Source organism: Bythopirellula superficialaquae, assembly GCF_059632245.1.
Window position 1 is genome coordinate 2,824,628 of sequence record NZ_CP197426.1, and the last position, 22,936, is coordinate 2,847,563.

The 22,936-nt window shown below is 54.3% G+C and carries 20 protein-coding genes; 12 read left to right on the top strand and 8 right to left on the bottom strand.

The genetic code is table 11. The features are described from left to right. Window positions 1-173 precede the first annotated feature (173 nt). From rnc to SH678x_RS11610, 3 genes are read left to right on the top strand one after another with little or no spacing between them, the layout of a single operon-like run. Window positions 174-917, top strand: coding sequence for a ribonuclease III (gene rnc, locus SH678x_RS11600; protein ID WP_496918610.1), 744 nt, complete (start codon window positions 174-176; stop codon window positions 915-917). Window positions 918-976: 59 nt separating this feature from the next. Beyond that, on the top strand, window positions 977-1,579 hold the full coding sequence (locus tag SH678x_RS11605) for a paraquat-inducible protein A (RefSeq protein WP_496918611.1): 603 nt from the start codon (window positions 977-979) through the stop codon (window positions 1,577-1,579). Next, complete coding sequence (locus SH678x_RS11610; RefSeq protein ID WP_496918612.1) at window positions 1,572-3,032, top strand: MlaD family protein; 1,461 nt, start codon at window positions 1,572-1,574, stop codon at window positions 3,030-3,032. Before SH678x_RS11605 ends, SH678x_RS11610 begins: the two co-directional genes overlap by 8 nt. 7 nt (window positions 3,033-3,039) lie before the next feature. Here the strand turns inward: SH678x_RS11610 and SH678x_RS11615 are convergent, their stop codons facing one another. Together SH678x_RS11615 and SH678x_RS11620 are read right to left on the bottom strand one after the other, a co-directional pair. Continuing rightward, window positions 3,040-4,824: an ATP-binding cassette domain-containing protein gene (locus SH678x_RS11615; protein ID WP_496918613.1), complete on the bottom strand. Its 1,785-nt coding sequence runs from the start codon at window positions 4,822-4,824 to the stop codon at window positions 3,040-3,042. A gap of 84 nt (window positions 4,825-4,908) precedes the next feature. After that, entirely contained in the window at window positions 4,909-5,964 is a 1,056-nt protein-coding gene (locus SH678x_RS11620) for a LacI family DNA-binding transcriptional regulator (RefSeq protein WP_496918614.1), read from the bottom strand. A gap of 460 nt (window positions 5,965-6,424) precedes the next feature. On the opposite strand from SH678x_RS11620, the gene SH678x_RS11625 reads away from it, so the two are divergent. The 5 genes from SH678x_RS11625 (at window position 6,425) to SH678x_RS11645 (ending at window position 11,372) form a co-directional block, all read left to right on the top strand. Further along, window positions 6,425-7,096 (top strand): PEP-CTERM sorting domain-containing protein, encoded by a 672-nt coding sequence (locus SH678x_RS11625; RefSeq protein ID WP_496918615.1) that lies wholly within the window; start codon window positions 6,425-6,427, stop codon window positions 7,094-7,096. Window positions 7,097-7,210: 114 nt separating this feature from the next. Beyond that, complete coding sequence (locus SH678x_RS11630; protein ID WP_496918616.1) at window positions 7,211-8,059, top strand: hypothetical protein; 849 nt, start codon at window positions 7,211-7,213, stop codon at window positions 8,057-8,059. Window positions 8,060-8,085: 26 nt separating this feature from the next. Beyond that, complete coding sequence (locus tag SH678x_RS11635) at window positions 8,086-9,183, top strand: DUF1559 family PulG-like putative transporter (RefSeq protein ID WP_496918617.1); 1,098 nt, start codon at window positions 8,086-8,088, stop codon at window positions 9,181-9,183. Window positions 9,184-9,201: 18 nt separating this feature from the next. Continuing rightward, a complete protein-coding gene (locus tag SH678x_RS11640) occupies window positions 9,202-9,705 on the top strand; it encodes a hypothetical protein (RefSeq protein ID WP_496918618.1) in 504 nt (167 codons plus the stop codon). A gap of 29 nt (window positions 9,706-9,734) precedes the next feature. Then, a complete protein-coding gene (locus SH678x_RS11645; RefSeq protein ID WP_496918619.1) occupies window positions 9,735-11,372 on the top strand; it encodes a glycoside hydrolase family 16 protein in 1,638 nt (545 codons plus the stop codon). Between the two features lie 213 nt (window positions 11,373-11,585). Here the strand turns inward: SH678x_RS11645 and SH678x_RS11650 are convergent, their stop codons facing one another. The 4 genes from SH678x_RS11650 to SH678x_RS11665 form a co-directional block, all read right to left on the bottom strand. After that, window positions 11,586-12,974: an MFS transporter gene (locus SH678x_RS11650; RefSeq protein WP_496918620.1), complete on the bottom strand. Its 1,389-nt coding sequence runs from the start codon at window positions 12,972-12,974 to the stop codon at window positions 11,586-11,588. A 151-nt stretch (window positions 12,975-13,125) separates the two neighbouring features. Further along, a complete protein-coding gene (locus SH678x_RS11655) occupies window positions 13,126-15,618 on the bottom strand; it encodes a sodium-translocating pyrophosphatase (protein ID WP_496918621.1) in 2,493 nt (830 codons plus the stop codon). Between the two features lie 38 nt (window positions 15,619-15,656). Beyond that, window positions 15,657-16,631 (bottom strand): glycosyl hydrolase, encoded by a 975-nt coding sequence (locus tag SH678x_RS11660; protein WP_496918622.1) that lies wholly within the window; start codon window positions 16,629-16,631, stop codon window positions 15,657-15,659. Between the two features lie 110 nt (window positions 16,632-16,741). After that, the gene (locus SH678x_RS11665) at window positions 16,742-17,014 is read right to left on the bottom strand and encodes a response regulator transcription factor (protein WP_496918623.1); all 273 of its coding nucleotides are present in this window, start codon (window positions 17,012-17,014) and stop codon (window positions 16,742-16,744) included. A 265-nt stretch (window positions 17,015-17,279) separates the two neighbouring features. Between SH678x_RS11665 and SH678x_RS11670 the strand changes: the two genes are divergently transcribed. Next, window positions 17,280-17,894, top strand: a complete 615-nt coding sequence (locus SH678x_RS11670) for a MarC family protein (protein ID WP_496918624.1) — start codon at window positions 17,280-17,282, stop codon at window positions 17,892-17,894. Between the two features lies 1 nt (window position 17,895). Here the strand turns inward: SH678x_RS11670 and SH678x_RS11675 are convergent, their stop codons facing one another. After that, the gene (locus SH678x_RS11675; protein ID WP_496918625.1) at window positions 17,896-18,126 is read right to left on the bottom strand and encodes a hypothetical protein; all 231 of its coding nucleotides are present in this window, start codon (window positions 18,124-18,126) and stop codon (window positions 17,896-17,898) included. Between the two features lie 1,266 nt (window positions 18,127-19,392). On the opposite strand from SH678x_RS11675, the gene SH678x_RS11680 reads away from it, so the two are divergent. Then, window positions 19,393-20,970: a sodium:solute symporter family transporter gene (locus SH678x_RS11680; protein WP_496918626.1), complete on the top strand. Its 1,578-nt coding sequence runs from the start codon at window positions 19,393-19,395 to the stop codon at window positions 20,968-20,970. Window positions 20,971-21,243: 273 nt separating this feature from the next. Beyond that, the gene (locus SH678x_RS11685) at window positions 21,244-21,387 is read left to right on the top strand and encodes a hypothetical protein (RefSeq protein ID WP_496918627.1); all 144 of its coding nucleotides are present in this window, start codon (window positions 21,244-21,246) and stop codon (window positions 21,385-21,387) included. A 318-nt stretch (window positions 21,388-21,705) separates the two neighbouring features. Here the strand turns inward: SH678x_RS11685 and SH678x_RS11690 are convergent, their stop codons facing one another. Beyond that, entirely contained in the window at window positions 21,706-21,960 is a 255-nt protein-coding gene (locus SH678x_RS11690) for a TfoX/Sxy family DNA transformation protein (protein WP_496918628.1), read from the bottom strand. Window positions 21,961-22,284: 324 nt separating this feature from the next. Between SH678x_RS11690 and SH678x_RS11695 the strand changes: the two genes are divergently transcribed. Next, complete coding sequence (locus SH678x_RS11695; RefSeq protein WP_496918629.1) at window positions 22,285-22,896, top strand: DUF1990 domain-containing protein; 612 nt, start codon at window positions 22,285-22,287, stop codon at window positions 22,894-22,896. Window positions 22,897-22,936: the final 40 nt, after the last annotated feature.

Consider the following 22,936-nt stretch of genomic DNA (forward strand, 5'->3'; position numbering starts at 1 on the left):
CCATGAGCGACGCAACAAGAAGAATCGGAACCCGTTGGACGGCCATGGCTCGCGTTGACACTTTTTCGGGTCGTGGGTAGCCTAGAATGAGTGCGAAAACGCTTGTGCCGCAGGGTTTTAGGGCAAGTGACATCAACTTCGCATCTATGATCACCCGCTCGCTGAGAGTTTCTTTGTCTGAATCAAATTCCTCAACACTGACCGATCTGGAAGCCTGCCAGGAGCAGATCGGCTATCGTTTTCGTAACGTCGAATTTCTCAACGCGGCCCTCAAGCATGCCTCGGGGGTTTCGCATCGCTTGGCATCGAACGAGCGGATGGAGTTTCTCGGCGATGCCATCCTGGGCTTTGTCGTTTGCGAACAGTTATATTTGCAATACCCTGAGTATCTCGAAGGGGACCTCACGAAGATCAAATCGGTCGTGGTGAGCCGAGACACTTGCGCGACGATTTCGGAGAACTTGGGTCTGCACGAATTCTTAATGCTCGGCAAAGGCATGGCTGCCGATCCCGAGATTCCGCGTTCAGTGATTGCCGCCGCGCTCGAGTCGTTGATCGCTGCTATTTATATGGATGGCGGCATCGAGCCAGCCAAGGCATTTATTCTCAAGCACATTGAAGCGGAAATCGAGCAGACCGTTTCGGGCGAGTTCCGCGGCAACTACAAATCACAGCTGCAACACTATGCGCAACGCGAACATGGCGTGACGCCGATTTACAATCTGCTCGACGAAAAAGGGCCTGACCACAGCAAGTGCTTCAAGGTGGCCGCTCAGGTCGCGTCGGTCCTGTTTGCACCGGCGTGGGGCCGCAGCAAAAAGGAATCAGAACAACGGGCCGCTCATAATGCGATTAGCCAACTCGGCGGCAAGCCGGTCCCCTACCCCACCGACGATTTATTTGAAAATGGTGATTGAGAGTGGGGTGATTAAGAGTGGATCTTGATGGACCGCCACCGCATTCTCGGGAGCATGTCGTGGCCAATTCCATTTCCGACCTGAAAGCCTGTCACTGCTGCGGCTTGATTCAACACATTCCCCTGCTCGCTGCGAAGCAAGTTGCTGCCTGCTCGCGCTGCGGGGCCACGGTCAGCCGCTATGGCGATTATTCCGCCAGTCGCACTGCCGCGTTGGCCATGGCCGCGTTTGTGCTGTATTGGCCGGCAATTTTGCTGCCGATTCTAGAAATCGAACGCCTCGGCCGACATCATCAATCCAGTTTGCTGATGGGAACCATCGAACTGATCCGCGAGGGGAGTTGGTTCGTTGGTTTTGTCGTGTTGCTCTTTTCGATTATCTTTCCCTTGGTCAAAATTGTGCTGCTGTTGGAATTGAGTCTCTTCGGGATTCTTCACCGCAATCACAAAGCACTCACTTATCGCATCATGGAACAAGCAGGCCGATGGAGCATGATGGATGTGATGCTGCTGGCGTTTTTAGTGATGCTGGTGAAATTGGGCACGCTCGTGGAATTTCATATCGGTCCAGCTGTGTGGGCATTTGTGCTGTGCGTGGCGATGAGCATGCTCGCCTCGTTGTCGTTTAACCCTTATGCGATTTGGGAAGGTGACAATGAGTGACGAGACTCCCCCACAATCGGAATTTCCCACGGCTGAGGTTCGCAATGTTGCGCATCCGGCGCGTGTCGCGGGACAGCTCACGTCACGGGTCTGGAATGTGACGGCCCTTTGCTTTTTAGTGGCGATCGCCCTCATTTGGGCCGCGCTCGATACGTCGGGAACTCAAATTCAAATCGCGTTCACCGAAGGCCATGGTTTGGTGCCTGGTGACAAGGTACGCTACCGCGGCATCGACGTCGGTGAAGTGAAATCTCTAGTGCTTGATGACGACCTCAAACACGTGACCGTCACGGCGGAACTCACGGCCGAGTCGGCCCCCTTGGCCCGTGAGGGAACACGCTTCTGGATCGAAAAGCCGGATATTCGTTTGGGGCAGATTCGCGGACTCGATACGTTACTCAGCGGACGCTACGTCGGCGTACTGCCCGGCTCGCCGAATAGCGCACGCGCGACAATTTTTGAGGGACTCTCCGATCCCCCCGCCTCAGTGGAAGATATTTCTGATGGATTAGAAATCGTGTTGGAATCGATTCAGCGTTTTGGACTGCAACGTGGTTCGCCGGTGAGTTATCGCGGCGTCGATATCGGCCACGTGATTAGCGTGGGGCTCACTAATGATTCGTCTAATGTGGTGGCACGCACTTACATTCGCCCCGAATATCGTTCGTTGATTCGCGATAACACGCGATTTTGGAGTAACAGCGGCATCGATCTGCGGTTTGGCTTTCAAGGGTTGGAATTTGATGCCGAAACGCTGGCAACAATCGCCGCCGGAGGTGTGGCCATGGCAACGCCAGATGCCGCTGGCGAGCGAGTGAGCACCGGGCATCGGTTTGAACTCACGAAATCTCCGCGCGATGAGTGGCTGAAATGGCAACCGCGGCTCGCGATCGGCAGTGCTTCGCTTCCCGATGATTTTATTTTCCCCCAGCCGACGATTGCGATCTCGCAAGGCAAAGGCGCACTGGCCGTGTTTGGCCACAACCGCCGGCGCGGCTGGTTGTTGGCACTCGAAAATCGAGCCATTCTCGGCCCGGCCGATTTATTGAGTTTCGACAAAGAGGACGAGCGGACGCTTGAAATCTGGGGCGAGACGATTCCCATCGTCGCAGAGGGAATCACCATCAGCGGCGGCTTAGCCAAGCGCGTGTTGCCGGCCGAAGAATTCAAGGCGGAATCGACTTGGCCGCTGGCGAAGATTCAGCCCAACGCCGACTTGAGCAAGTATCAAGAACTGATCGTCACCTGTGGCAGCGACAATCTCACCACGCCCATTGCCACTGACCGATTAACGTTTGCCGACGAGCGTTGGCAAATTGATTCCCGTTTGCCGTTCGACGAAACCTGGCACGGGGCGTGTATCATGAGTTCCAACGGCAACTTGCTGGGGATCATGCTGCAAACCGAAAACGGCATGGTGATCGAAAACATCAAGCCCGAACTAATCCGCTAAGGTTCGGTTAGCTTTTTTCCAACTCTTCCCACCGCACGTAAGCCGTGGAGAGTTCGGTTTCGAGAGCTTGCAGTTCCGCCTGCTTGGTGGCAATGATTGGCCCGGCTTGCTTGAAGAAACTCGGCGCTGCCATGGCGACGTGGAGTTCGCCCACTTTGGCTTCCAACTTTTCGATCTTCGCCGGCAAGCCGGTCAGCTCGCGCTGTTCGTTGTAGGAAAGCTTTCTCTTAGCCGCTTGCGGCTTAGCGGCAACAGCAGTCACAGCGGCTTTTTCCTCGGCTTGCTCAGCAATGATTGCTCGTTGACGCAACCAATCGTCATACCCGCCAACGTATTCCCGTGGTCCCGCTTGCTCGAAGGCAATCGTGCTCGTGACGACGTTGTTCAGAAATTCGCGGTCGTGGCTCACCATCAACATTGTGCCGGGGAATTCGATCAATTGCTCTTCCAACAGTTCCAGGGTCTCGGAATCCAAATCGTTGGTCGGTTCGTCGAGCACAATCAAGTTGGCGGGTTTGGAAAACAGCTTGGCGAGCAACACGCGATTTCGCTCACCACCTGAAAGGAACTTCACCTGCGTTCGCGCCCGCTCGGGCGTGAACAGGAAGTCCTGCAAATACCCGAGCACATGCCGCGCCCTGCCGTTAATCAGCAGTTCGTCGCCCCCTTCGCCCACATTATCTTGAACGGTTTTCTCTTCGTTGAGTTGATCGCGGAGCTGATCGAAATAAGCGATCTGCAAATTCGTTCCTAATCGCACGCTGCCGCTTTGGGGTTCCAGTTTACCGAGCAGCAAACGCAAGAGCGTCGATTTGCCCGCGCCATTGGGGCCGATGATGCCGATCTTGTCGCCGCGCATAACCTCGGTTGAGAACTCACTGACGATATCGTGACCATCGTAGCCAAAGGAAACTTCCTCGGCACGAATCACCAGCGCCCCGCTCCGCTGCTCGGTCTGAATATTGACCTTCGCCTTGCCGACATTGCTGCGGCGTTCGGAGCGCTTCACGCGCAGTTCCTTAAGCGCCCGCACGCGGCCTTCGTTCCGCGTGCGGCGAGCTTTGATCCCCTGGCGAATCCACGCTTCTTCCTGCGCGAGCTTTTTGTCGAATAGGGCGTTTTGTTTTTCTTCTGCGGCCAGCGCAGCTTCTTTGCGTTTCAAGAACGTGTCGTAATCGCACGACCAATCAAACAGCTTGCCCCGATCGATCTCCAAAATCCGCGTGGCGAGCTTACGCAAGAAGGCCCGGTCGTGGGTCACGAATAAATACGTTCCCGACCAACGTACCAGAAAATCTTCCAGCCAGATGATCGCTTCGATATCGAGGTGGTTCGTGGGCTCGTCGAGCAGCAGCAAATCGGGGTTGGCCACCAACTGACGCGCCAACAATACACGACGTTTCATCCCGGCGGATAGCGTTTCGACTTGCCGCTCGGCGTCGAGCGACATTTCCGTGAGCAGCCGTTCGAGCCGCTGTTCGCCTTCCCAGTCGTGGTGGTACTCGTCTTCAACTTGGTCCAGTCCGCCGCGGACAACTTCCTCGACTGTGCCTGTAAGACCCAGCGGCACTTCCTGGGGCAGTAGCGATACGCGGGTCTCGGGGGCGCACAAAACCTGGCCATGATCGGGCAAGATTTGCCCCGAAAGGATCCGCATCAGCGTGGTTTTGCCCGAGCCGTTACGACCCAGCAAACCGATCCGCTGGCCGCGCTCGATCTGACAATCCACGTCTTCCAGCAACGCCGGTCCGCGGAATCCGACGCTCAAATCACTCAGTTGTATTAATGCCATCGCTTAAAATCATGACCGCGGGAAAACTTCCCCACCATGATACCAGTTGGCACGCACATTGAGAACGCCGCGCGAAGCGTGCGGCTAGCGGGCTTTTTCCAGCGTGGGTAAGCGCAAACCGTTCGTGAGGACGCGAAAACGCTCGGCCGGCGGCGGGGCGGTTGTCGAATTGATCTCCAACCACGCGGATTGCACATAGTTGGCTGTTACAGGGAGCGATTCGCCTTTGATCAGTTGCATGATGCATTCAAACGCCACGCTGCCCAGCAGCAGCGAATCCTGACAAATGGCCGTCATGCGGGGATACAACTGGCTGCGGGTATCGGTGTCGTCGAATCCCACGATGGAAAGCTCATTCGGCACTTTGATACCCAAGGCGTGGGCTTCGTTGATCAAACCAATCGCAATGAACGGATCGGCCGCGAAGACGCCCGTTGGCGGATTGGGCATCGCCATGAGCTTGCGCAACAGCTGCGCGCCATCCATCCGATGAGGTGGAATGCGGCTGATATAGTCTTCCTTATATAAGCCGGTCGATTTCATGATATCGCAATACGCGGCAAAGCGGTCGCCGTGGTCACCGTCTTCGCAATCGCTCGCGGCAAACGCAATGTTGCGATGTCCCAGCGAAATCAGATGCTCCATCGCCTCGCGGCTGGCGTTGCGCGAACTTGCGTACACAAATGGCAGACGCGGATGCTCGAAGTGATCGCCGAGCACAACAATCGGAAACTGTTCCTGCGCCATCTTCATTAGAATCTCGCGATCGGCCGCGGTCGAACGTACGATCGCGCCGCAGATACCTTTACGGCCAAAAAACTGGCGATAACTTTCGTCAGGTTGTTTATCGCGAGCCAGATCGATCACAGCCAAATCGTGATTGCTCTTCCGCATGACGTTGATCATGCCTTCGATACAGGCCGAGTCATACGGTGAGCCTGGACTGAATTGCCCGACGTAGAGTAACGCCACGGAATCACAAGCGCGCCGTCCCACGGAGGGGAGATAATCGCAACGATCAATGGCTGCGAGAACCTGATTTTTCAACTCTAGGGCAACAGAACCGTTACCATTAATGACGCGAGAAACAGTGGCGATGGAAACGCCGGCTTCTTTAGCGACTTCGCGAATCGAAGGCATGGCCGAACCGTATGAGGAGAATTGTGACAAGAAACAGTTACATCACTCAGTGTAATCACGAAGTTACTCAGAGGAAAGACAATTTTGAAACATTTTCTCAAAGAGAATCTCAATAAACCCGGTTATTTCAGCCACTTTCCTTGGCCAAACAAATATCGCAGGCAAAATAATTCTCGTCACACAAAATTCGGAAAATTTGTTGACACCGTTGTTACCGTCACTTATGATACTAACTGTTTCGCGTGTGTTACTTCTTAGAAACAGCTTTCCTGGGGCCAGCAGGGCTTTTCTCACACGCGGCTACTAGTCACGACTTTTCAGTGTTCTTGTTTGTTGGAGGCTTTGGCGACGAATTATTTTCGCGCCAGAAATTCGTCAGTTGTCTTGCCGTGGCACTGCTTGCGAATTGCGTTCTTACTATTCCGATCCGACGCGGCACAATCTTTTGGGAGAGCGACTAATGAAACGTATGATGGTTATGTTTATTGTGGCATGTGTGGCCTGGGGCGCTGCACAACGTGCAAGTGCAGCCACCGTGAGTGTCGATCCAGGGGCCACATGGCTCGGATTTATGAATGTGTCTGATTTGCCGTCCAATGGCGGTGCTTATCAGTTTGGCAGCGGCTGGGGGACTGCGGACCTCGTAGCTTCATTCTCTGGTCCGGTTTTGACCTTGGCTCCGAATACAATTGGTGATCCCAATCCGTACTGGTACACACCCGCGGGTGGTCCTGGTGCTGCCGGCAACAAGATCATGGCAGCCAGTATGTATGTCCAAGATGACTCGCTCGTTGGGCAGAGCGTAACGTTTGTTGGCAAGGTTCTGAGCAACTCGTTCACCAGTGCACATAGCACAATAGCCTTCATCAAGGATTTTGCTCCGGACTACTCTTCCTTCAATGTGTCGTCAGTCCCTTTATCTTCAACGGGTGCTTTCAGCATCAGCTTGAACACGATCCCCGTGCCGGGTCGTCATGTCCAATTTGGTTTTGAGACCACAGGCGTGAATGTTTGGGTGACGGACGTGGCTCCTTACGGAAACATCCAAATTATCGGCGTTCCTGAACCGGCCAGCTTGGCCATGGGCGGGCTCGCGATGATGGGTTTACTTGTCGGTCGTCGTCGTCGTTAGACTTTATCATTGTGTTGAATACGATTAATCAGAGTCGCCGCGACCGGGGCAGGCGCGGCGGCTTTTGCCTAATCTTTTAAGCTAATCGGAATAACTTGTCGGGAGGAATCAGCTGTGAAATATTTGTGTTGCGTGCTTTCGCTGTGTGGAGCGATTGTCTTATCTTCTGTTCAGTCACAAGCTCAGGTCACTTATAATGTCGAAGTTGACGCACCCTGGCTTGGATATATGAATGTCTTTGAGACTCCTGAGAACCTGGGAACTTTTGTTTTCGGCAGTAACTGGGGTGTTGCCGACTTGGTATCAAACTTTTCGGGTACAACGTTGACTCTTGCCCCCAATTCGATCAATGATCCTAACGCGTTTTGGTACACTCCTTCCGGTGGTCCAGGATCGGTCGGAAACAAAATCATGGATGCCAATCTGTATGTTGAACTCCCCATCGATACCGTTTCGGGACAAACCGTCACGTTTGAAGGCGAAGTTTTGGCCAACACTTTGACCAGCGAGCACGTCGCCACGGCCTTCATCCGCGACTTCGCCCCTGACTATTCGTCATTCAATACTTCAACCGTAGCCCTGACTCCCGGCCCTTTCAGCGTCAGCTTAGCAACTGATGCCGGTGCTGGCCGTCATGTTCAGTACGGTTTCAATTTCAACGGTCGCAATGTTTGGATCACCGATGTCGCTCCTTATGGGACCGTTCAAATCGAAGCGATTGCCGATGTTGGTATTGCTGGCGATCTCAATGGTGACGGTGCCGTGACGGGCCAAGATTTTCTGTTTTGGCAACGTGGGGCCACAACCCCGGCATTCGATGCCGCCCTGCTCTCAGAATGGCAAGGTGCGTACAATGGTGGAGCGCTCGCTGGTGTGACGGCCGTTCCTGAACCCGCTTCGTTGACACTCATTTCGACAATTGCTTGTGGCTTGTTGTTCAGGAGATCACGCGTCAGCGCGTAAGCAGAAATCTGGATATGGAGTCTTATATGTTGTACCGTCGTGCTTTGATGCGGCGTGGTTTCACGCTGGTCGAATTGTTGGTGGTGATTGCGATTATTGGCGTGCTGGTGGCACTCTTGCTGCCAGCCATCCAGGCCGCACGGGAGTCGGCCCGGCGGTCGCAATGCATCAACAATCTGCGTCAGCTAGGAATCGCTTGCAATCTGTTCGAGAGTTCCAAGAAAGCCTATCCGTCGGCAGGCGGGGCGGTTGAACAGTTTACGACTCAAACTGGCCAATATACCGAAAAGGTGAAGTCGCTGTTTGGCTATGAGAATGCTGGTTGGATGTATCAGGTGCTACCTTTCATCGAGCAACAGAATCTTTATGATCGGCGGCGTGGTGATGGAACCGAGGCTAACAGCGGGTTTTTAAGAACCGGCATCGTTGAGGTGAAAGTCCCCACGTTCCAGTGTCCTTCCAGAAACGATCGTATTTGCATAGCAAATGGGATCTACGCATTCGCATTGGGAGATTACGCGGGTGTGGTGGCAAGTCACTTCACACCGAACTGGCCAGGTTTTGCGTGGCAAAGAACCGTACCGCCGGCTTCAAATGCCGTGGGAACGGAAGAAGAGCTCACCTGGACGGGTATCATTGCTAAAGGTGGACATGTTAACGTTAATGGAGGTCCACAGATTTGGAAGTTTGCTCCCGTGAAATCCAAGTCGATTGTCGATGGCACTTCGAATACCATTCTCCTGGCTGAAAAAGCTGCTCAAGCAAAATATTGGACAGCTCCTAATCCTGCAGCAGGTCAAGCGGGTGGGAATCCTTATTGGGAATTGTACGGTTATTATGTCGGTGCTGACTGGCCACATATGCGTCAGTTTGCCGCACGCCCTGTTGGTAATACGAGTTCAAGACCTGAGTATCTTATCCGAGGTGACAGTGATGCCCGCATAGGAGATACAGACTCTTTTGTGCCCGACGAGCAGGGTTTTGGTTCAGCCCATCCGGGCATTATTTGTGCCGTCTTTGGAGACGGTTCCACACGTACGATTTCGCAAGATGCCGACGTGTTATTGCTCGACAGTATGGGCAAACGGGCCGACCAAGTAGTGGTATCACAAGACAGTCTGTAAGGTTGATAGGATCACTTTATGCGACTCCAAATGATGTTCAAGTCTTTTTTTGCTTGCTCGGTTGCTATTTTTGTTGTTGTAGGTGCGTTGACGGGATGCAATTCGAGTATCAATCCGGATGACGCTATTGCTGCTGCAAATTCAAGTAACATCCAGCGCGTGACGAATTTGTATCTTGCTTATCAGGCCAACAACAACTGGATCGGCCCGGCTGATGAAGCAATATTGAAGGAATTTATTCGCGGTCTCCCCGAATCCCAGTTAACTCGAATCGGTGTGAACACCTCTCAACTCGACCAGTTGTTCACGAGCGAACGCGATGGTCAGCCTTTCAAAATTCGCTACGGTGTTGTAGGCAACGTTAGGGGAAGTGACGAACCAGTCGTTTTTGAGGTAACAGGCTCGGGCGATCAACGTATGGTTGGGTTTCTCAACATGACCCAACGAGATGTGGACTCGGCCGAAGCCGATGCCATGTTTGCTGGCAAGGGGGCAACTCAGAGCGCGGCGAGAAGCAATTAACTTGCAACAGTTAACAGGCAAGAGGAACAATGGCAGCTTCAAATAATCACGCGACCATAATTCGTGGGCGCGTTCCGGCATTCCTGTTGGCGTGCGTGGCCGCTCTGTTTGGTTTTGAGTCCGTGGCGATGAGCGCCGAGGGTTGGAGCCAAGTCTGGGCCGACGAGTTTGACGGCAATGCGGTTGATTTGACCAAATGGCAGAATGAGATCTGGACGGCACCCCATAACAATGAACGCCAAGCCTATGTTCCCAGCCAAGCGACGGTTGCCAACGGCTTGCTGACGATTACCGCCACCAACCAGCCCTACGGTGGGAAGCAATACCGCTCGGCCCGTTTGGAAAGCCATTACACCAATCAATATGGCCGTTGGGAAATTCGTGCGAAACTGCCGTCAACGAAAGGAACCTGGCCAGCCATCTGGTTGTTACCTAATGTCGACCAGTATCCATGGCCCAGCCAGGGCGAAATCGACATCCTCGAAAATCGCGGGCAGCAACCCAACTTAACGAGCAGCGCCTTCCACTACGGTCCGAATTGGGAAGCTCATCAGTACAAGTACGACGAAAATACTCAATCGCGCTTCGGCCAGCCGGTGAATTATCACGACGGCTTTCACACCTATAGCGTGGAATGGGACGCCACGAAGATTAAGTTCTTTGTCGACGACATCAATTGGTACACGCTGTACGACTCCGATGTGAATGGAACAATCAGCAATAACGCGCCGATGGAAACCGTGCTTAATGTGGCCGTCGGTGGCGACTTCCTGGGTGGCAGCGATCAGCAACCCGACGGATCAAGCGTTTGGCCTCAAACGATGCAGGTCGATTTCGTCCGCGTTTTCGAGCGTGATAACAACGTGCCACTGAAAATGGTGAATGGCAACTTCGAGGACAACGATGGTTCGCTCGCTGGGTGGAGCATCATCAATAACGAACCTTTCACCAACAATGTTTCAATTCACAATGAAGCCGCCAAAGACGATGCATCATTAAAAATGTTTGGCCGATTCACCGGCAGTGCGAATCCCTCGGGCATCTACCAAGGGATCTCGGTCGAGCCGGGCGATGAAGTGCGGGCTGATGTGAGCCGCTTCATTCGCTCGCAGGACTCGATCGTGGGCACGAACAACACCGTGATCATGCGCATCGAGTTCTACAACAACTTTGGCGCCAAGGCCGGGTCGTCGGCCATGCTGCAGCGGAACGATTTGACCATTGCCAACGGCAGTTCGCCGAACAATGTTTGGAATGATTTCGATCTGACGGCAGTTGCTCCCGCCAACGCGGTCGAGGCACGGTTGTCGCTGTTGTTCAACCAGCCTAACAACCAGGGTGGGGCCGTGCATCTGGATGATGTGAAGTTCATGAATCTCAACCTCGCAGCCGGTGCGGACTTTAATCTCGACGGCGAAGTCAACGGCCAAGACCTCGCGATGTGGCAACAAGGCTATGGCATGACCACTGGCGCGACGCGCGACAATGGCGATGCCGACGGCGACGGCGACGTCGATGGTCGCGATTATCTGGCCTGGCAACAGCAAGTCACGACTGCCGAGCCCTTAAGCAGCGTGGAAGCCGTATCCGTGCCCGAACCAACCGCCGCCTGGGCCGCGGCGATGATGCTAGTTCAATCGCTGCTTTCGCGGGCGATGGTTCGTTAGAAGTGGTTCTTCTACTTCGGGTGGCAGCGACACTCGACTGGCACGATGATTGTGTGCGTTTTAAGCGTGACCAGTCGAGTGTCGGTGTCACTTGTGACAAGACGTATTTGGGCGATAAGTCGAACACTTCTTGTGCTGCGCACCCCGACACGTGTTCGGTGATGTTTTTCTTGTAGGCGGAGCTGCTTGCGAACGACGTGTCGCGGATACCCGTTACTGCTCTTCAACTGCTGCCAATTTTGCTCGGCGTTCACGTAGTTCGGCGGTCATTTCTTGTTCCATCGCGCGGGTAATCACGTAGGCGAGGATCGTCACGCCCGAGAGAAAAAAGATGGTCGCTGGCAGAATGGTCATCATCACACGAATGCCTTCGACCGCACCGGGCGTTTGCGCGACTTTGGGCTCGTAGCCAATCATATTAAGAATCGACGCGGTCAGCGCCTGGCCGATCCCCTGCCCGATCTTAAAAAAGAAGAGCGTGGCAGCGAAGGTAAGGGCCGTGATCTGTCGACCCGACCGCCATTCGCTGAAATCCGCCACGTCGGCAATCATGCCCCACACGATAGGAACCGTGACACAAAAGGCGACTTGAAACAGGAAGTGCATCGCAAGGATACCCCAAGCGGCATCAGGCGGCACAAAATACAACAGTGCCACCAGCAAGGCCGACACCACGAGTCCGCCGCTAAAGGTGTTGCGTTTGCCAAACTTGTGGGCGAGCGATTGCGAGAAAAAGATGCCGATCAGAGCACCGATCATGCCCGCCGCATTGAACGCACCATACAAGCTGAAATCACCAAATAGATATTCGCGCTCAACCACATACTGGAAGTAGTAAATGGCCGCACTTCCCCGGAGCCCATTGCAGATGTAAATCAAAAACGCCGCGATCGCCAAGACTCGCCAAGCGGGATTCGCCAAGAGTGCTTTGAAATCTTCACGCAATGATGTGTGCTTAGTCGCGACCGGAGCAATTCTCTCCTTGGTCGAAAAGAACGCTCCGAACGAGCATAAAATGCACAGCCCTGCCCAAATAGCCATCGTTGTTCGGTAGCCGCTTAGCGCGTCGCCTTGGCCGAACTCCTTCACCATATCCAGCGTGTAGGTCAGGACCAAAAGTGCCGCCAGCATCGCAAAGGCCATTCGCCACGAGGCCACACTCACGCGCTCGTCGGGATCGTCGCTGATTACTCCCCCCAACGCGGAATAGGGGATATTGTTCGCGCCGTAGCAGATGATCATTAAATTCAGCGTCACCACCGCGTAGATGATTTTTCCCGTCGCACTGAGCTCCGGCGCGGCAAAAATCAGGTACCCCGTCACGCCGAGCGGAATCGCACTCCAGAAAATCCAGGGGCGAAACTTCCCCCACCGAGTTTGCGTGCGGTCGGAGAGCGTGCCCATGACCAAATCGTTGCAGGCATCGGTGATGTGCGAAGTGGCCATGATCACGGCTACAACCGACGCCGTCAGGCCATAATGATCAGTATAGAACACCATCAGAAAGGCCAGCCGCATTTGCAGCACGAAATTCGCGGCGGCATCGCCCAAGCCATAACCGAGCTTTTCACCGAGCGAGAGCTTGTTCGGAGCAGAGGCCATTGTCGAGGTCTGCCGAACAACAGGTGACACGCGAGTCGCCCAGCGGCAAGTTTCCCGTGGGGGGACGAGGATATTCTAGGTCTCGGCATTCTATCGGCTCGCGGCGTATTTGCAACGCGAGCCCACTGGCCTTTCGGAAAGCGGAACTTGATTAGTTTCCTATTCCCAACCACGCTTGCACGATCGGCGCGAACTTCACGACCACTGGCGCGAAGACCACGCTCACCATGGTCACGAGCTTAATCAGAATGTTGAGCGCGGGACCACTGGTATCCTTGCAAGGATCCCCCACGGTGTCGCCGATCACGCCCGCCTTGTGGGCGTCGGAGCCTTTGCCGCCGTAAGCACCTTTCTCGATATACTTCTTGGCATTGTCCCAAGCCCCACCAGCGTTGTTGAGCGTCGTTGCCAACACAAAACCGGTCACGAGGCCCCCCGCAAGCATTCCCATCACGCCAGCCACACCGAGGATTAGTCCCGTCGCCACGGGCGCGCCAATCGCCAGAATGGCGGGGGCAATCATTTCGCGCTGTGCCCCGGCTGTCGAAATCGCAACGCAACGGGCATAATCCGGTTTCTCCATGCCTAGCATAATCCCCGGATGCTCACGAAATTGCCTGCGGACCTCTTCGACCATACTGCCCGCCGCACGTCCCACAGCTTTCATCGTCATCGCCGAGAACACGAAGGCCAACATGCTCCCCACGAACATCCCCGAGAGTAAAAGGGGATTCATAATCGTGAGATCATGCGCGATCACGGTCTCTTCTAAACTCGAATGAGCGGCCAAGCCCGGGGAATATTCATCCGACGTCGCAACGAGGATTGCAGTCGTGGCGTCGGCAACTTGCGTCACTGCGGGCACATCAAACCGATCTTCCCACAGCCGCACTTCTTCCACGTAAGCCGCCAACAGTGCCATCGCGGTTAACGCCGCCGAACCAATCGCAAAACCTTTTCCCGTGGCGGCGGTCGTATTGCCCAAGGAATCGAGCGCATCCGTGCGCTCGCGAACTTCCTTGGGCAAATGTGCCATCTCGGCGTTGCCACCCGCGTTATCGGCAATCGGCCCGTAAGCATCAGTCGCTAAAGTAATGGCCAATGTCGAGAGCATTCCCACCGCCGCAAAGCCGATCCCGTAAAGCCCCATCGTAAGATCGCTAAACCCACCGGCGAAGCCAAAAGCGGCGAGCATACCAATCACAATCACGACCACGGGAGCACCGGTTGATGCCATACCCGTGGCCAGACCGTCGATGATGGTAGTGGCGGCCCCCATTTGCGTTTGTCCAGCTATGCCGCGCGTGGGTGCGTATTCGTCGGACGTGTAATATTCCGTGGCTTGGCCGATGATCACCCCCGCAACCAACCCTGAAATCACCGAACCCACGATTCCCCAACCGATGAGATTCGTGCTGCTTGCCACCACGATCAACGCCACGATGACCATCACGCTGCTACCGAGCGTTCCGAAGAGCAAGGCCTGCAACAATTGCTTTTGCGAAGCCCCTTCGCGACACCTCACCAAAAACATGCCCAGGATGGAAAACAAGATGCCGATCCCGGCAACCACCATCGGCGCGATCACAAGATTGAGCACTTCGGAAATTGGCATGCCTTCGTAAACGTGGCGTGTGCCGACGGCGGCCCCCAGCGCGGCTGTCGCTAGAATTGCACCGCAGTACGATTCATAAAGATCGGCTCCCATCCCTGCGACGTCGCCGACGTTGTCCCCCACATTATCGGCCACTGTGGCTGGATTACGCGGATCGTCTTCGGGAATACCGGCCTCGACCTTGCCCACTAAGTCGGCCCCAACGTCGGCGGCTTTGGTGTAGATGCCACCACCAACACGCGCAAGAAGCGCTTGCGTCGAAGCACCCATGCCGAACGTGATCATCGTGGCGGTGATCTGCACCATTTTGTCGAGGTCCGTCATCCCTTGTTGAACGAAAGTCACACCCCACAGCGACAAACCCTGCTGCATGTGCTCGGGTGTATACACCCACTTATCGAGGATGAGATACCACAAACAAATATCAAGAAGCCCAAATCCGGCAACTACCAACCCCATCACCGCCCCAGAGCGGAAAGCTACCTGCAATCCCTGATTCAAACTGGCAAGGCAACCTTGGGCCGTGCGCGAGGAGGCGTGCGTGGCGGTGACCATGCCGATAAAACCGCACAGCGCCGAGAAAGTTCCGCCCGTGATGAAAGCGATCGGCACGAACGGGTTTTGGATTCCAAACCAGGCAAGCACGCCTAACACAAACATCAACAGCAGAAACACCTTAGCAACAACACGATATTGCTGTCGCAAGTAGGCCATGGACCCCTCGCGGACGTAACCGGCGATTGTTTGCATTAGCTCACTGCCCGGTGAGGCGGCGAGCATCGCGCGATAGAAGTAATAGGCAAACGCCAAGGCCAAGATTGAAGAAATGGGTGCGATCCACCACATGCCGGGAGTAAAAGTTTCCATGGAAATAAACTGCGTACTACTTCGTGTTTCGTGCCGCATCCGCACGGGTGTGCGTGGGGTGCGCGCTCGATTGTTGGCTTTGACCTCCCATAACGTGGGAAAGTCCCGGGAAATCTCGATGCCATGATCAATCTTCCCGCGGTCGCGAGTAAGAAAAGGCACACGCCGTGCCACTGCAACGCAAAAGAAGCTTCAAACGCTTAACGCTTAGGACTGGCTGCGGTCACAAACTTTGGCAGCTCATCGCGCGTAATCACGCGCTCATGGTTGTAGGCCCGCTTCAGTGCTTCGCGATCGTGATCGAACAGATAGCTGCCGTGCCAAACCATCCACCACGACCACGGTGTGCCGTCAGCGAAAATTTGATCGGGATCGGGGATCGTGCCGCACTCATGTAGGGGAATAGGCATATCATCGCCGTAAACATTCTTCACCCACTTGTAAAGCCACGGTTGCATGGCGTGGTCGTAAGTGTCGATCCCTACGAGATCGTAATATTCCTTACCAGGATCCCAGCCCGCGCGGGGCCGGCCGCTGTGGCACAAGACCCAGATCAGATTGTCGAGTTTGCGCTCTTTGGCAAAGTAATCGAACATCGTCCGCCACAGCCGGATAAACTGCTCATCGGTCCCCATGCCGTACCAGAACCAGCCGCCGTCGAACTCATGCATCGGCCGCCAGAACACAGGCACGCCGGCGTCGCGGAGCACAGTCAAGTGATCGGCGATCCGTTTGAGATCGTCCCACATCGCTTTGTTTTCGGGCGTGCCTTCTTCAAAACAGCGATTCATGTCGATCGCCATCTTGCTTTGGCCATAACCCTCGCCCTTGGTCGGCGCTCCCCAATGCCACATGACGGTGGGAATTCCGCCGGCGCGCCACCACTCAATCATCAACTCATTGCCGCGCTTGTTGTCGTGCTCGAACATGTAGTCGTGGCCTTGAATGGCCGGCAACTTGCCCGTAACTTGTTCGATATATTCGAAGGCGTCGGGCCTCCAAGGCACCCAGATTTGCCCGGAGAGCGTCTTTTTGCCCTTCATCTCGTTGAGATAATCGAGCACCGCCCGCGCTTCCGGCGAGGCGTGCGGAGTCACAGGCTCAACGGCATAGACGGAACTTGTCGCGAGCGCAACGCAAAGAATAGCGAGTTGGCCAACTAGACGTACAAACATAGTTTGTCGAATCTGAAAGCTTATTTCAGGATTACGTCGAAAAACCAAACGCAAGCAAGCTATTGGAGCTGGATCCGGCGCAGATGGATGAAGACAACTAAAACTTATCTCTAGTTCCAGCCGTCATTCTTGCGGCCCGACTTGCGCTTTTCGGCGGCAGTCAGCGTCTCATCGAGCTTGCTGATCTTGTGCTTGATGGCAATCCGAGTCAGCAGCGTGGCTTTATCGGTTCCCAGCGTTTTCATCGCAGCGGCCTTGTGATTGTCGACCGTGCTGACGGCAAGGTTTAGGATATTGGCAATCTCACCCACGTCGCAGCCCAAGCTGACGAGACGAACGACTTCCAACTGGCGGGGGGTAAGGGATGCAATACGGTCTTTCATGGTGGGTCTTCCTTTTGGTCGGGGGGATAGCCTAATCGTATTAGAAGATCGCCGAGCGCCAAGGGGGTCCTCTCTAGCGGATTGACGCACATTGCCCATGCTGTTTATGGTAGTGACCATGCACCAATCCCTTATTACGAAATGCTGATGCATTTCAAGCTGAATGCGGGCACGACAGGAGCATACAGAATCCGAACGGGCGGCCTGGATTATAGAGACCCGGTCATATAAGAATTACCAAATTAAAAGACACTGCCCTACGTGCATGCCAGAATATCAAGTTATCCTCAGCAACTTTGTACTCCTGTGGGCGGTGATCGATCCCATAGGCACGATGCCAGTCTTTGTGGCTGCGACGCGTGGCCGGTCCGAAGCTGAGCGACGCAGCATTGCCAACCGCGCGTCGGTCGTGGCCGCGGGAATTTTGCTCTTCTTCATCCTGGTCGGCGAATACGTGCTCAACGCGATGGGAGTTTCGATCTCCGCGTTTCAGATCGCGGGTGGCATCATTTTGTTTTTGTTCGCGCTCACGATGATCTTCGGTGAAAGCAAACCCGAAGCCGAGCGCAAAGATATCAAGCATGCCGACGACGTGGCGATCTTCCCCCTGGCAACCCCGTCGATCGCTTCCCCCGGCGCGATGATGGCCGTCGTGCTGCTTACTCGCAACGACCTACACACGATCGACGAGCTTTTTGTCGTCACGGGATTGATGCTGATCGTGGTCGGCGCCGCTTACATCCTGATGCGAGCTTCGTCGGTGATTATCAAGGTGATCGGCGACGGCGGCTCCAGTATTATCAGCCGTGTGATGGGCATGATCCTGGCATCAGTCGCCGCCTCGCAAGTGCTCGATGGAATCAAGACCTATTTCGGATAGGTCATGCGGGCGATGAGTGCCCCAGATAAATCTTGAGATTGGCAGCAATCTTAGGCTTAGCAGCTCGATTCTTGTTAGGCCTTGTCGCCAACTCAACCTGATCGGCGTGCGCATACAAACTGTCAAATGAATTCGAGAGCCACAAACGGCCATCCTTCACAATCGAGTCGATTCGATAGAGCTCGCCCGTCGTTTTTAGTCGCACCTGCGTACCAACGTGCCATTGAGCCATCACTTTACCCTCCCACCAAGCCGACGCAGAATCGCAACCCGCGAGATACCCAACAACGTTCAACAGCGGCCTGCATCTCCTGCGAATGACTTGGCTACGCGTAATATTCGCAAGGCCTGTGCCATGCTGGAATACCACAGATGTCGCCGCAAAATCGTTGTCTTAGGCACTACCCACTACAATATATGTCCCAATCGTTGCAAACATCAAACGCGGGAGGTGGTGATGTGTGACGAGCGCGCCAATTGGATGCGCACTCTGTACAGCAACAAAGAATCGGCAAGGCAGAATGAGAAAAGCTAAGCCCCACAGAGTTACTCTAAAAAGAAGAAGCAAAACAGTACAGCCCACAGGAGTCGAACCTGTAACCTTCGGATTCGTAGGCATGCCCGAGTTTCTTAATTTTCGCAGTATTTCCCGGTGATTTCTTTACATTAACGGACTTTTGGTACCTTTGCAAGTCATCTCATGGAAATGCATTCTTGTGCGAAGAATAGCGGTAACGGTATCGATTCGTGAGCTTGAGAAACTGTACATACCGTTTTTGAAATTTGACCCTGAAGAGCCGCTTGATCTCTCGTTGCGCTACACGACATTACGTACCAATTAGACTCGGTAACCAAGATGTAACCATCAAAATTTCATGGTCGAGCGATCATGAGGCCTCCAAAACGCTGTAAAATTAAGCGTCTCTTGCAAACCTGTTGGGATCAATCACACCGCTCTCTCGCGCGAGAGGGAAGATTTTGTAGAACTACTGAGCGCGTGGGCCAGCAAAATTGCTATTCAGACCATGTTAAATGCTAACTAACCAAACCTATTGGCGATGTCACATTACCCATTTTGAACATGTTTCATAGCTTCGGCCAACTCAATATTGACCAGTAGCCGCTAGCTGTTTGCTCTGGCATCAAAGGCAGCGAAGTCACCCTCTATGTGAGAGAAAATGGCCTGTGTATTGACGCGATTCAGCAAATGCGACCTGCGATGACTCGGCAAGATTCTCAATCGGAATAATATTTCCGCCCAAACTCAGGCTGCCCAGCACCACCATTTGAGGCTGGATCGGCTTGCCGAAGGCGACAGAACGCAGAGCGGCCAACGTCATCGCTGTTGTTGGTCTTCTGTCCCATTCCGGCACTGCTGGCTCAACCACTCTGCACCAAATTGACGGATTGATCTTGTCAGGTTGCTTGCGGTTAACTCCGATGGCTCTCGGCGGTTTGATGTCAAAAGCCGTACGTGTCTGTTAGCCGAATTGGGTCGATGCAACTTGCCACACTTGATCTTGTCGTGATCGCGGCCTACTTCGTGGGGGTTGTGGGGCTTGGCTGTTGGTTTGTCCGGTCCAGTCTCACGTCCACCGACTTTATGACCGCCGGCGGTTCGCTGCCGGCATGGGCCATTGGGCTCTCGATTCTTGGCACGTACCTGTCGAGCAACACCTTTATTCTGGTTCCCGCGCGGTCCTACGCCAGCAATTGGGACTATCTGTGGTTCTCGCTGACGCTGCTCTTTGCCGCCGGGATCGCCGCCCGTTACTTCGTGCCGATGTACCGCAATCAGCAAGGTGGCTCGGCCTACCAACGTCTCGAAGAGCGTTTTGGGTCTTGGGCGCGAAGCTACGGCGTGATCTGCTACTTGCTCACTCAGCTTGCCCGCACGGGGGCCATCTATGCCGCCATCTCGTTAGTGATGGTTACTCTGACGGGTTGGTCGCAATGGCAAATCATTGTGGGATCAGGCGTGGCCGTGACACTGTACACGGCCTTGGGTGGCATTGAGGCTGTTATTTGGACAGACGTGGTCCAGTGCATCGTGCTCATTGCCGGGGCCATCCTAATGCTACTTGTGATGTTGCTTGACATGCCTGGCGGTCCGGCCGAAGCGATCTCGCTGGCGAGCCAAGCAGAGAAGTTTTCGCTAGGGGGCACTGAGTTCGATTTGGCGCTGGGCAGCACCGCCCTGTGGATACCGCTCTTCTATGGGCTGTGCGAGAACACGAAGAATTTTGGCATCGACCAAGGTTACGTGCAACGGTACCAAGCGGCCAGCAGCACGCGCGACGCCGTGCGTAGCCTCTGGCTGGGGTCGCTTGTTTATGTGCCGCTTTCGCTCGTGTTTCTCGCTATCGGCACGGCCTCGTATGCCTACTATCAAACCCATCCCGCACTCCTCAGCGACTTGCAAACGCAAATGGCCACAGAGCGGTTGGTAAGCCAAGGTCAGGAAATAACCCCCGACAGTCTCGCAGCCGTGGTGACTGAACTGGAGCAAACTGAAATCGGCGATCGCGTGGTACCACACTTTATTTTACGTAAACTTCCTGATGGAATGACAGGGTTGCTGGTGGCGGCGATTTTTGCCGCCGCGATGAGCAGCATCGATACTTCGCTCAATAGCTCGGCGACGGTCATTTATCTGGACATTTACAAACGCCACTTGCGACCTACCTGCGGCGAACGCGAAGCCATGATTGTGTTGCACGCCGGCACTTGCCTGATGGGCTGCGCCGGCGTGGGGGTGGCGCTCGCCATGATCGGCGTGAAAAGCATCCTCGATGCCTACTGGGTGCTGACCGGCGCGTTCTCGGGCGGACTCTTGGGCTTGTTCTTGTTGAGCCTGATCGCGCGCGGTTTGCCACAGCTGGCGGCGGCCATTGGGGTGTTGGCGGGAATCTTGGTGACCGCCGGGCTGTCGTTCCCCGACTGGCTGGCACTCCCTGCTGGTCTGCGATTATCACTCCATGCCAACATGATCACGGTTGTGGCTACACTGGTCGTGTTTGTGGTTGGGCTCGCCTGCGCACGGCTACTTGCCTGGCGTCAGCGTGTTGAAATCTAATTCGATTCACACTGAATTCATTGAACTGCTAGCCTTGTGTGAAGCCTGGTGCTTGCTGTGCGTCGCAATTCGTTGTTAGCAAGCTACAATGCCAATCCCCTCATGAGCGTGATACTTCACTCGCTGATTGTGAGCAATTCTTTGATCCCTTCCCCTTGTTTCGACCCGCCGCCAGCAATTCGCGCTGGCGTTGTTCCCGCGTCGGAGCATTGAATATTCCAAAACGCCGAACTGGTTGAACAGGAACAGCGGGTGGTAGCAGGTGCACTCGAAATGACCGCAGTAGGAGACCCCTTATTGGTCGCCATCGGCGACATTATCGGTGGGCGGCAGGTAGCCCAGGTGCCATATTTTGTATGGGTGTCGCTGGCGACCGTCTTGCAACTGTCGATCACGGTGATGAATTGGCAATCATGACGGTAGGCGAAAATGCAGACCTTTTTCGATTCAAGGCGACGGCTTATTTCGCCTACGTATTGTTTTCATGAAAAAGATGCCAGCTCCAATCACACAACCCAAACCGATCACTGCGTAGCCAATTTTAAATGCTATGATCTGGGTCGTCTTGGCTGTTGGCTCAAAGGTCGCCAAGAAGCCGAAGAGACAGAACGCAGCCGCCGCTAGAAGGAGCAGAGAACCAATAATTTTCATGATTTGTCGCCGTTGCTGATAGCCTTGTCGTCACGGTTCACTGTACAGTTTTGGGCGAGGGCCCAGAGTTGTAGACCTGATCGGTCATATCGCATCGGCCTCCTTGCGTAGCTTTTGCTTGGCGGTCTCGTCTAAGTCTCGCCAATCTTTTCCTTCGAGAGCTGCTGCCAAAGCCCAGAGTAGGTTAAGGCTAGTCTTAGGTTCCCGTTGCTTCACAATCTTATAAACGACAATAGCTCCCAGTCGTTCGAGGTCAGCAATCGTGGTAATGCCAGCATCCCGTAGCCATTGACCACTTTTAGGACCGAGGTTGGGCAGTGATTCAATGGAGTTGGTCATTATTTTTAATTTTTACACCCTTACAACGTTTTCGTTAACTAATTTATGCTCGTGATTGAACAGATTACTCGTTGACGTCGGCGATGGCTTTTTGAATCGATTCATTCACACCCATCGGACGAATCGGGAATCGGAGGCACTAGTCAAGCAGAACAACCGGTGAAGTCGGTGTTTCAGCCATTTATGACCCCTGATGAGAGCATAATCTCTGCTCGAATTCGCAGTTAGCAAACGCTTTGTTCTGCGGATAGTATAGGAGAGTATCTTACTGCCGTTTCTCAGTCCGAGGAACATGCTTAGCGGAGAGTTAGAGCAGGAATGGGGATGTTGTCGCTAAGAAAACCTTCAATCGATTCACTAAATAAATTCGTAGCCGAACAAGCGAACTTGCCGTTTAACTATTCCGCTGTGGGATCAACCGCTACGATTCCTCCCGCTGGCTACGTCGTTGATAGGACTCGAATCGAGCTGGGGGAGGGACAGGCTGTTTTTAATTCCGCCAAGGCAGCATTGCAGAGGTGGGAACAGTTCCGACTGGGTTGGGTTGAGGTCTGGTCTCCAAAATCGCCGCTAGTACCTGGCAGCGTTGTGGCGATCATGGGTTGGGCAGTTGGGTTGTGGTGGCTCAACTCGTGCAGGATTGTTTACACGGTGAACGAGTCGGGGGCAGTTACCAAATTCGGTTTTGCCTACGGCACGTTGCCCAGCCATGTTGAGAGCGGCGAGGAAAGATTCTTGATTGTGTGGGATCGTGCCACTAGCACGGTTTCCTACGACATTCTGGCTTTCTCCAAGCCCAACCATTTCCTTGCCCGGCTCGGCTATCGAATGGTTCGTAGCAAGCAGAAACGATTCGGTCGAGATTCGGCGGCGGCGATGTTTCGAGCCGTCAATGAGTCAGCCGTGATGCCTAATATATGCCAGAGTACCGATTGAACAATCTCTCAAATCGATAAGGATGGTCATGGATACTTTT

Excerpts from the sequence above, each read along its gene's own strand:
- SH678x_RS11610 (WP_496918612.1), top strand. The coding sequence starts at position 1,572 with ATGAGTGACGAGACTCCCCCACAATCGGAATTTCCCACGGCTGAGGTT.
- SH678x_RS11615 (WP_496918613.1), bottom strand. The coding sequence starts at position 4,824 with ATGGCATTAATACAACTGAGTGATTTGAGCGTCGGATTCCGCGGACCG.
- SH678x_RS11620 (WP_496918614.1), bottom strand. The coding sequence starts at position 5,964 with ATGCCTTCGATTCGCGAAGTCGCTAAAGAAGCCGGCGTTTCCATCGCC.
- SH678x_RS11625 (WP_496918615.1), top strand. The coding sequence starts at position 6,425 with ATGAAACGTATGATGGTTATGTTTATTGTGGCATGTGTGGCCTGGGGC.
- SH678x_RS11635 (WP_496918617.1), top strand. The coding sequence starts at position 8,086 with ATGTTGTACCGTCGTGCTTTGATGCGGCGTGGTTTCACGCTGGTCGAA.
- SH678x_RS11640 (WP_496918618.1), top strand. The coding sequence starts at position 9,202 with ATGCGACTCCAAATGATGTTCAAGTCTTTTTTTGCTTGCTCGGTTGCT.
- SH678x_RS11645 (WP_496918619.1), top strand. The coding sequence starts at position 9,735 with ATGGCAGCTTCAAATAATCACGCGACCATAATTCGTGGGCGCGTTCCG.
- SH678x_RS11650 (WP_496918620.1), bottom strand. The coding sequence starts at position 12,974 with ATGGCCTCTGCTCCGAACAAGCTCTCGCTCGGTGAAAAGCTCGGTTAT.
- SH678x_RS11660 (WP_496918622.1), bottom strand. The coding sequence starts at position 16,631 with ATGTTTGTACGTCTAGTTGGCCAACTCGCTATTCTTTGCGTTGCGCTC.
- SH678x_RS11665 (WP_496918623.1), bottom strand. The coding sequence starts at position 17,014 with ATGAAAGACCGTATTGCATCCCTTACCCCCCGCCAGTTGGAAGTCGTT.
- SH678x_RS11670 (WP_496918624.1), top strand. The coding sequence starts at position 17,280 with ATGCCAGAATATCAAGTTATCCTCAGCAACTTTGTACTCCTGTGGGCG.
- SH678x_RS11675 (WP_496918625.1), bottom strand. The coding sequence starts at position 18,126 with ATGGCTCAATGGCACGTTGGTACGCAGGTGCGACTAAAAACGACGGGC.
- SH678x_RS11680 (WP_496918626.1), top strand. The coding sequence starts at position 19,393 with ATGCAACTTGCCACACTTGATCTTGTCGTGATCGCGGCCTACTTCGTG.
- SH678x_RS11685 (WP_496918627.1), top strand. The coding sequence starts at position 21,244 with ATGACCGCAGTAGGAGACCCCTTATTGGTCGCCATCGGCGACATTATC.
- SH678x_RS11690 (WP_496918628.1), bottom strand. The coding sequence starts at position 21,960 with ATGACCAACTCCATTGAATCACTGCCCAACCTCGGTCCTAAAAGTGGT.
- SH678x_RS11695 (WP_496918629.1), top strand. The coding sequence starts at position 22,285 with ATGTTGTCGCTAAGAAAACCTTCAATCGATTCACTAAATAAATTCGTA.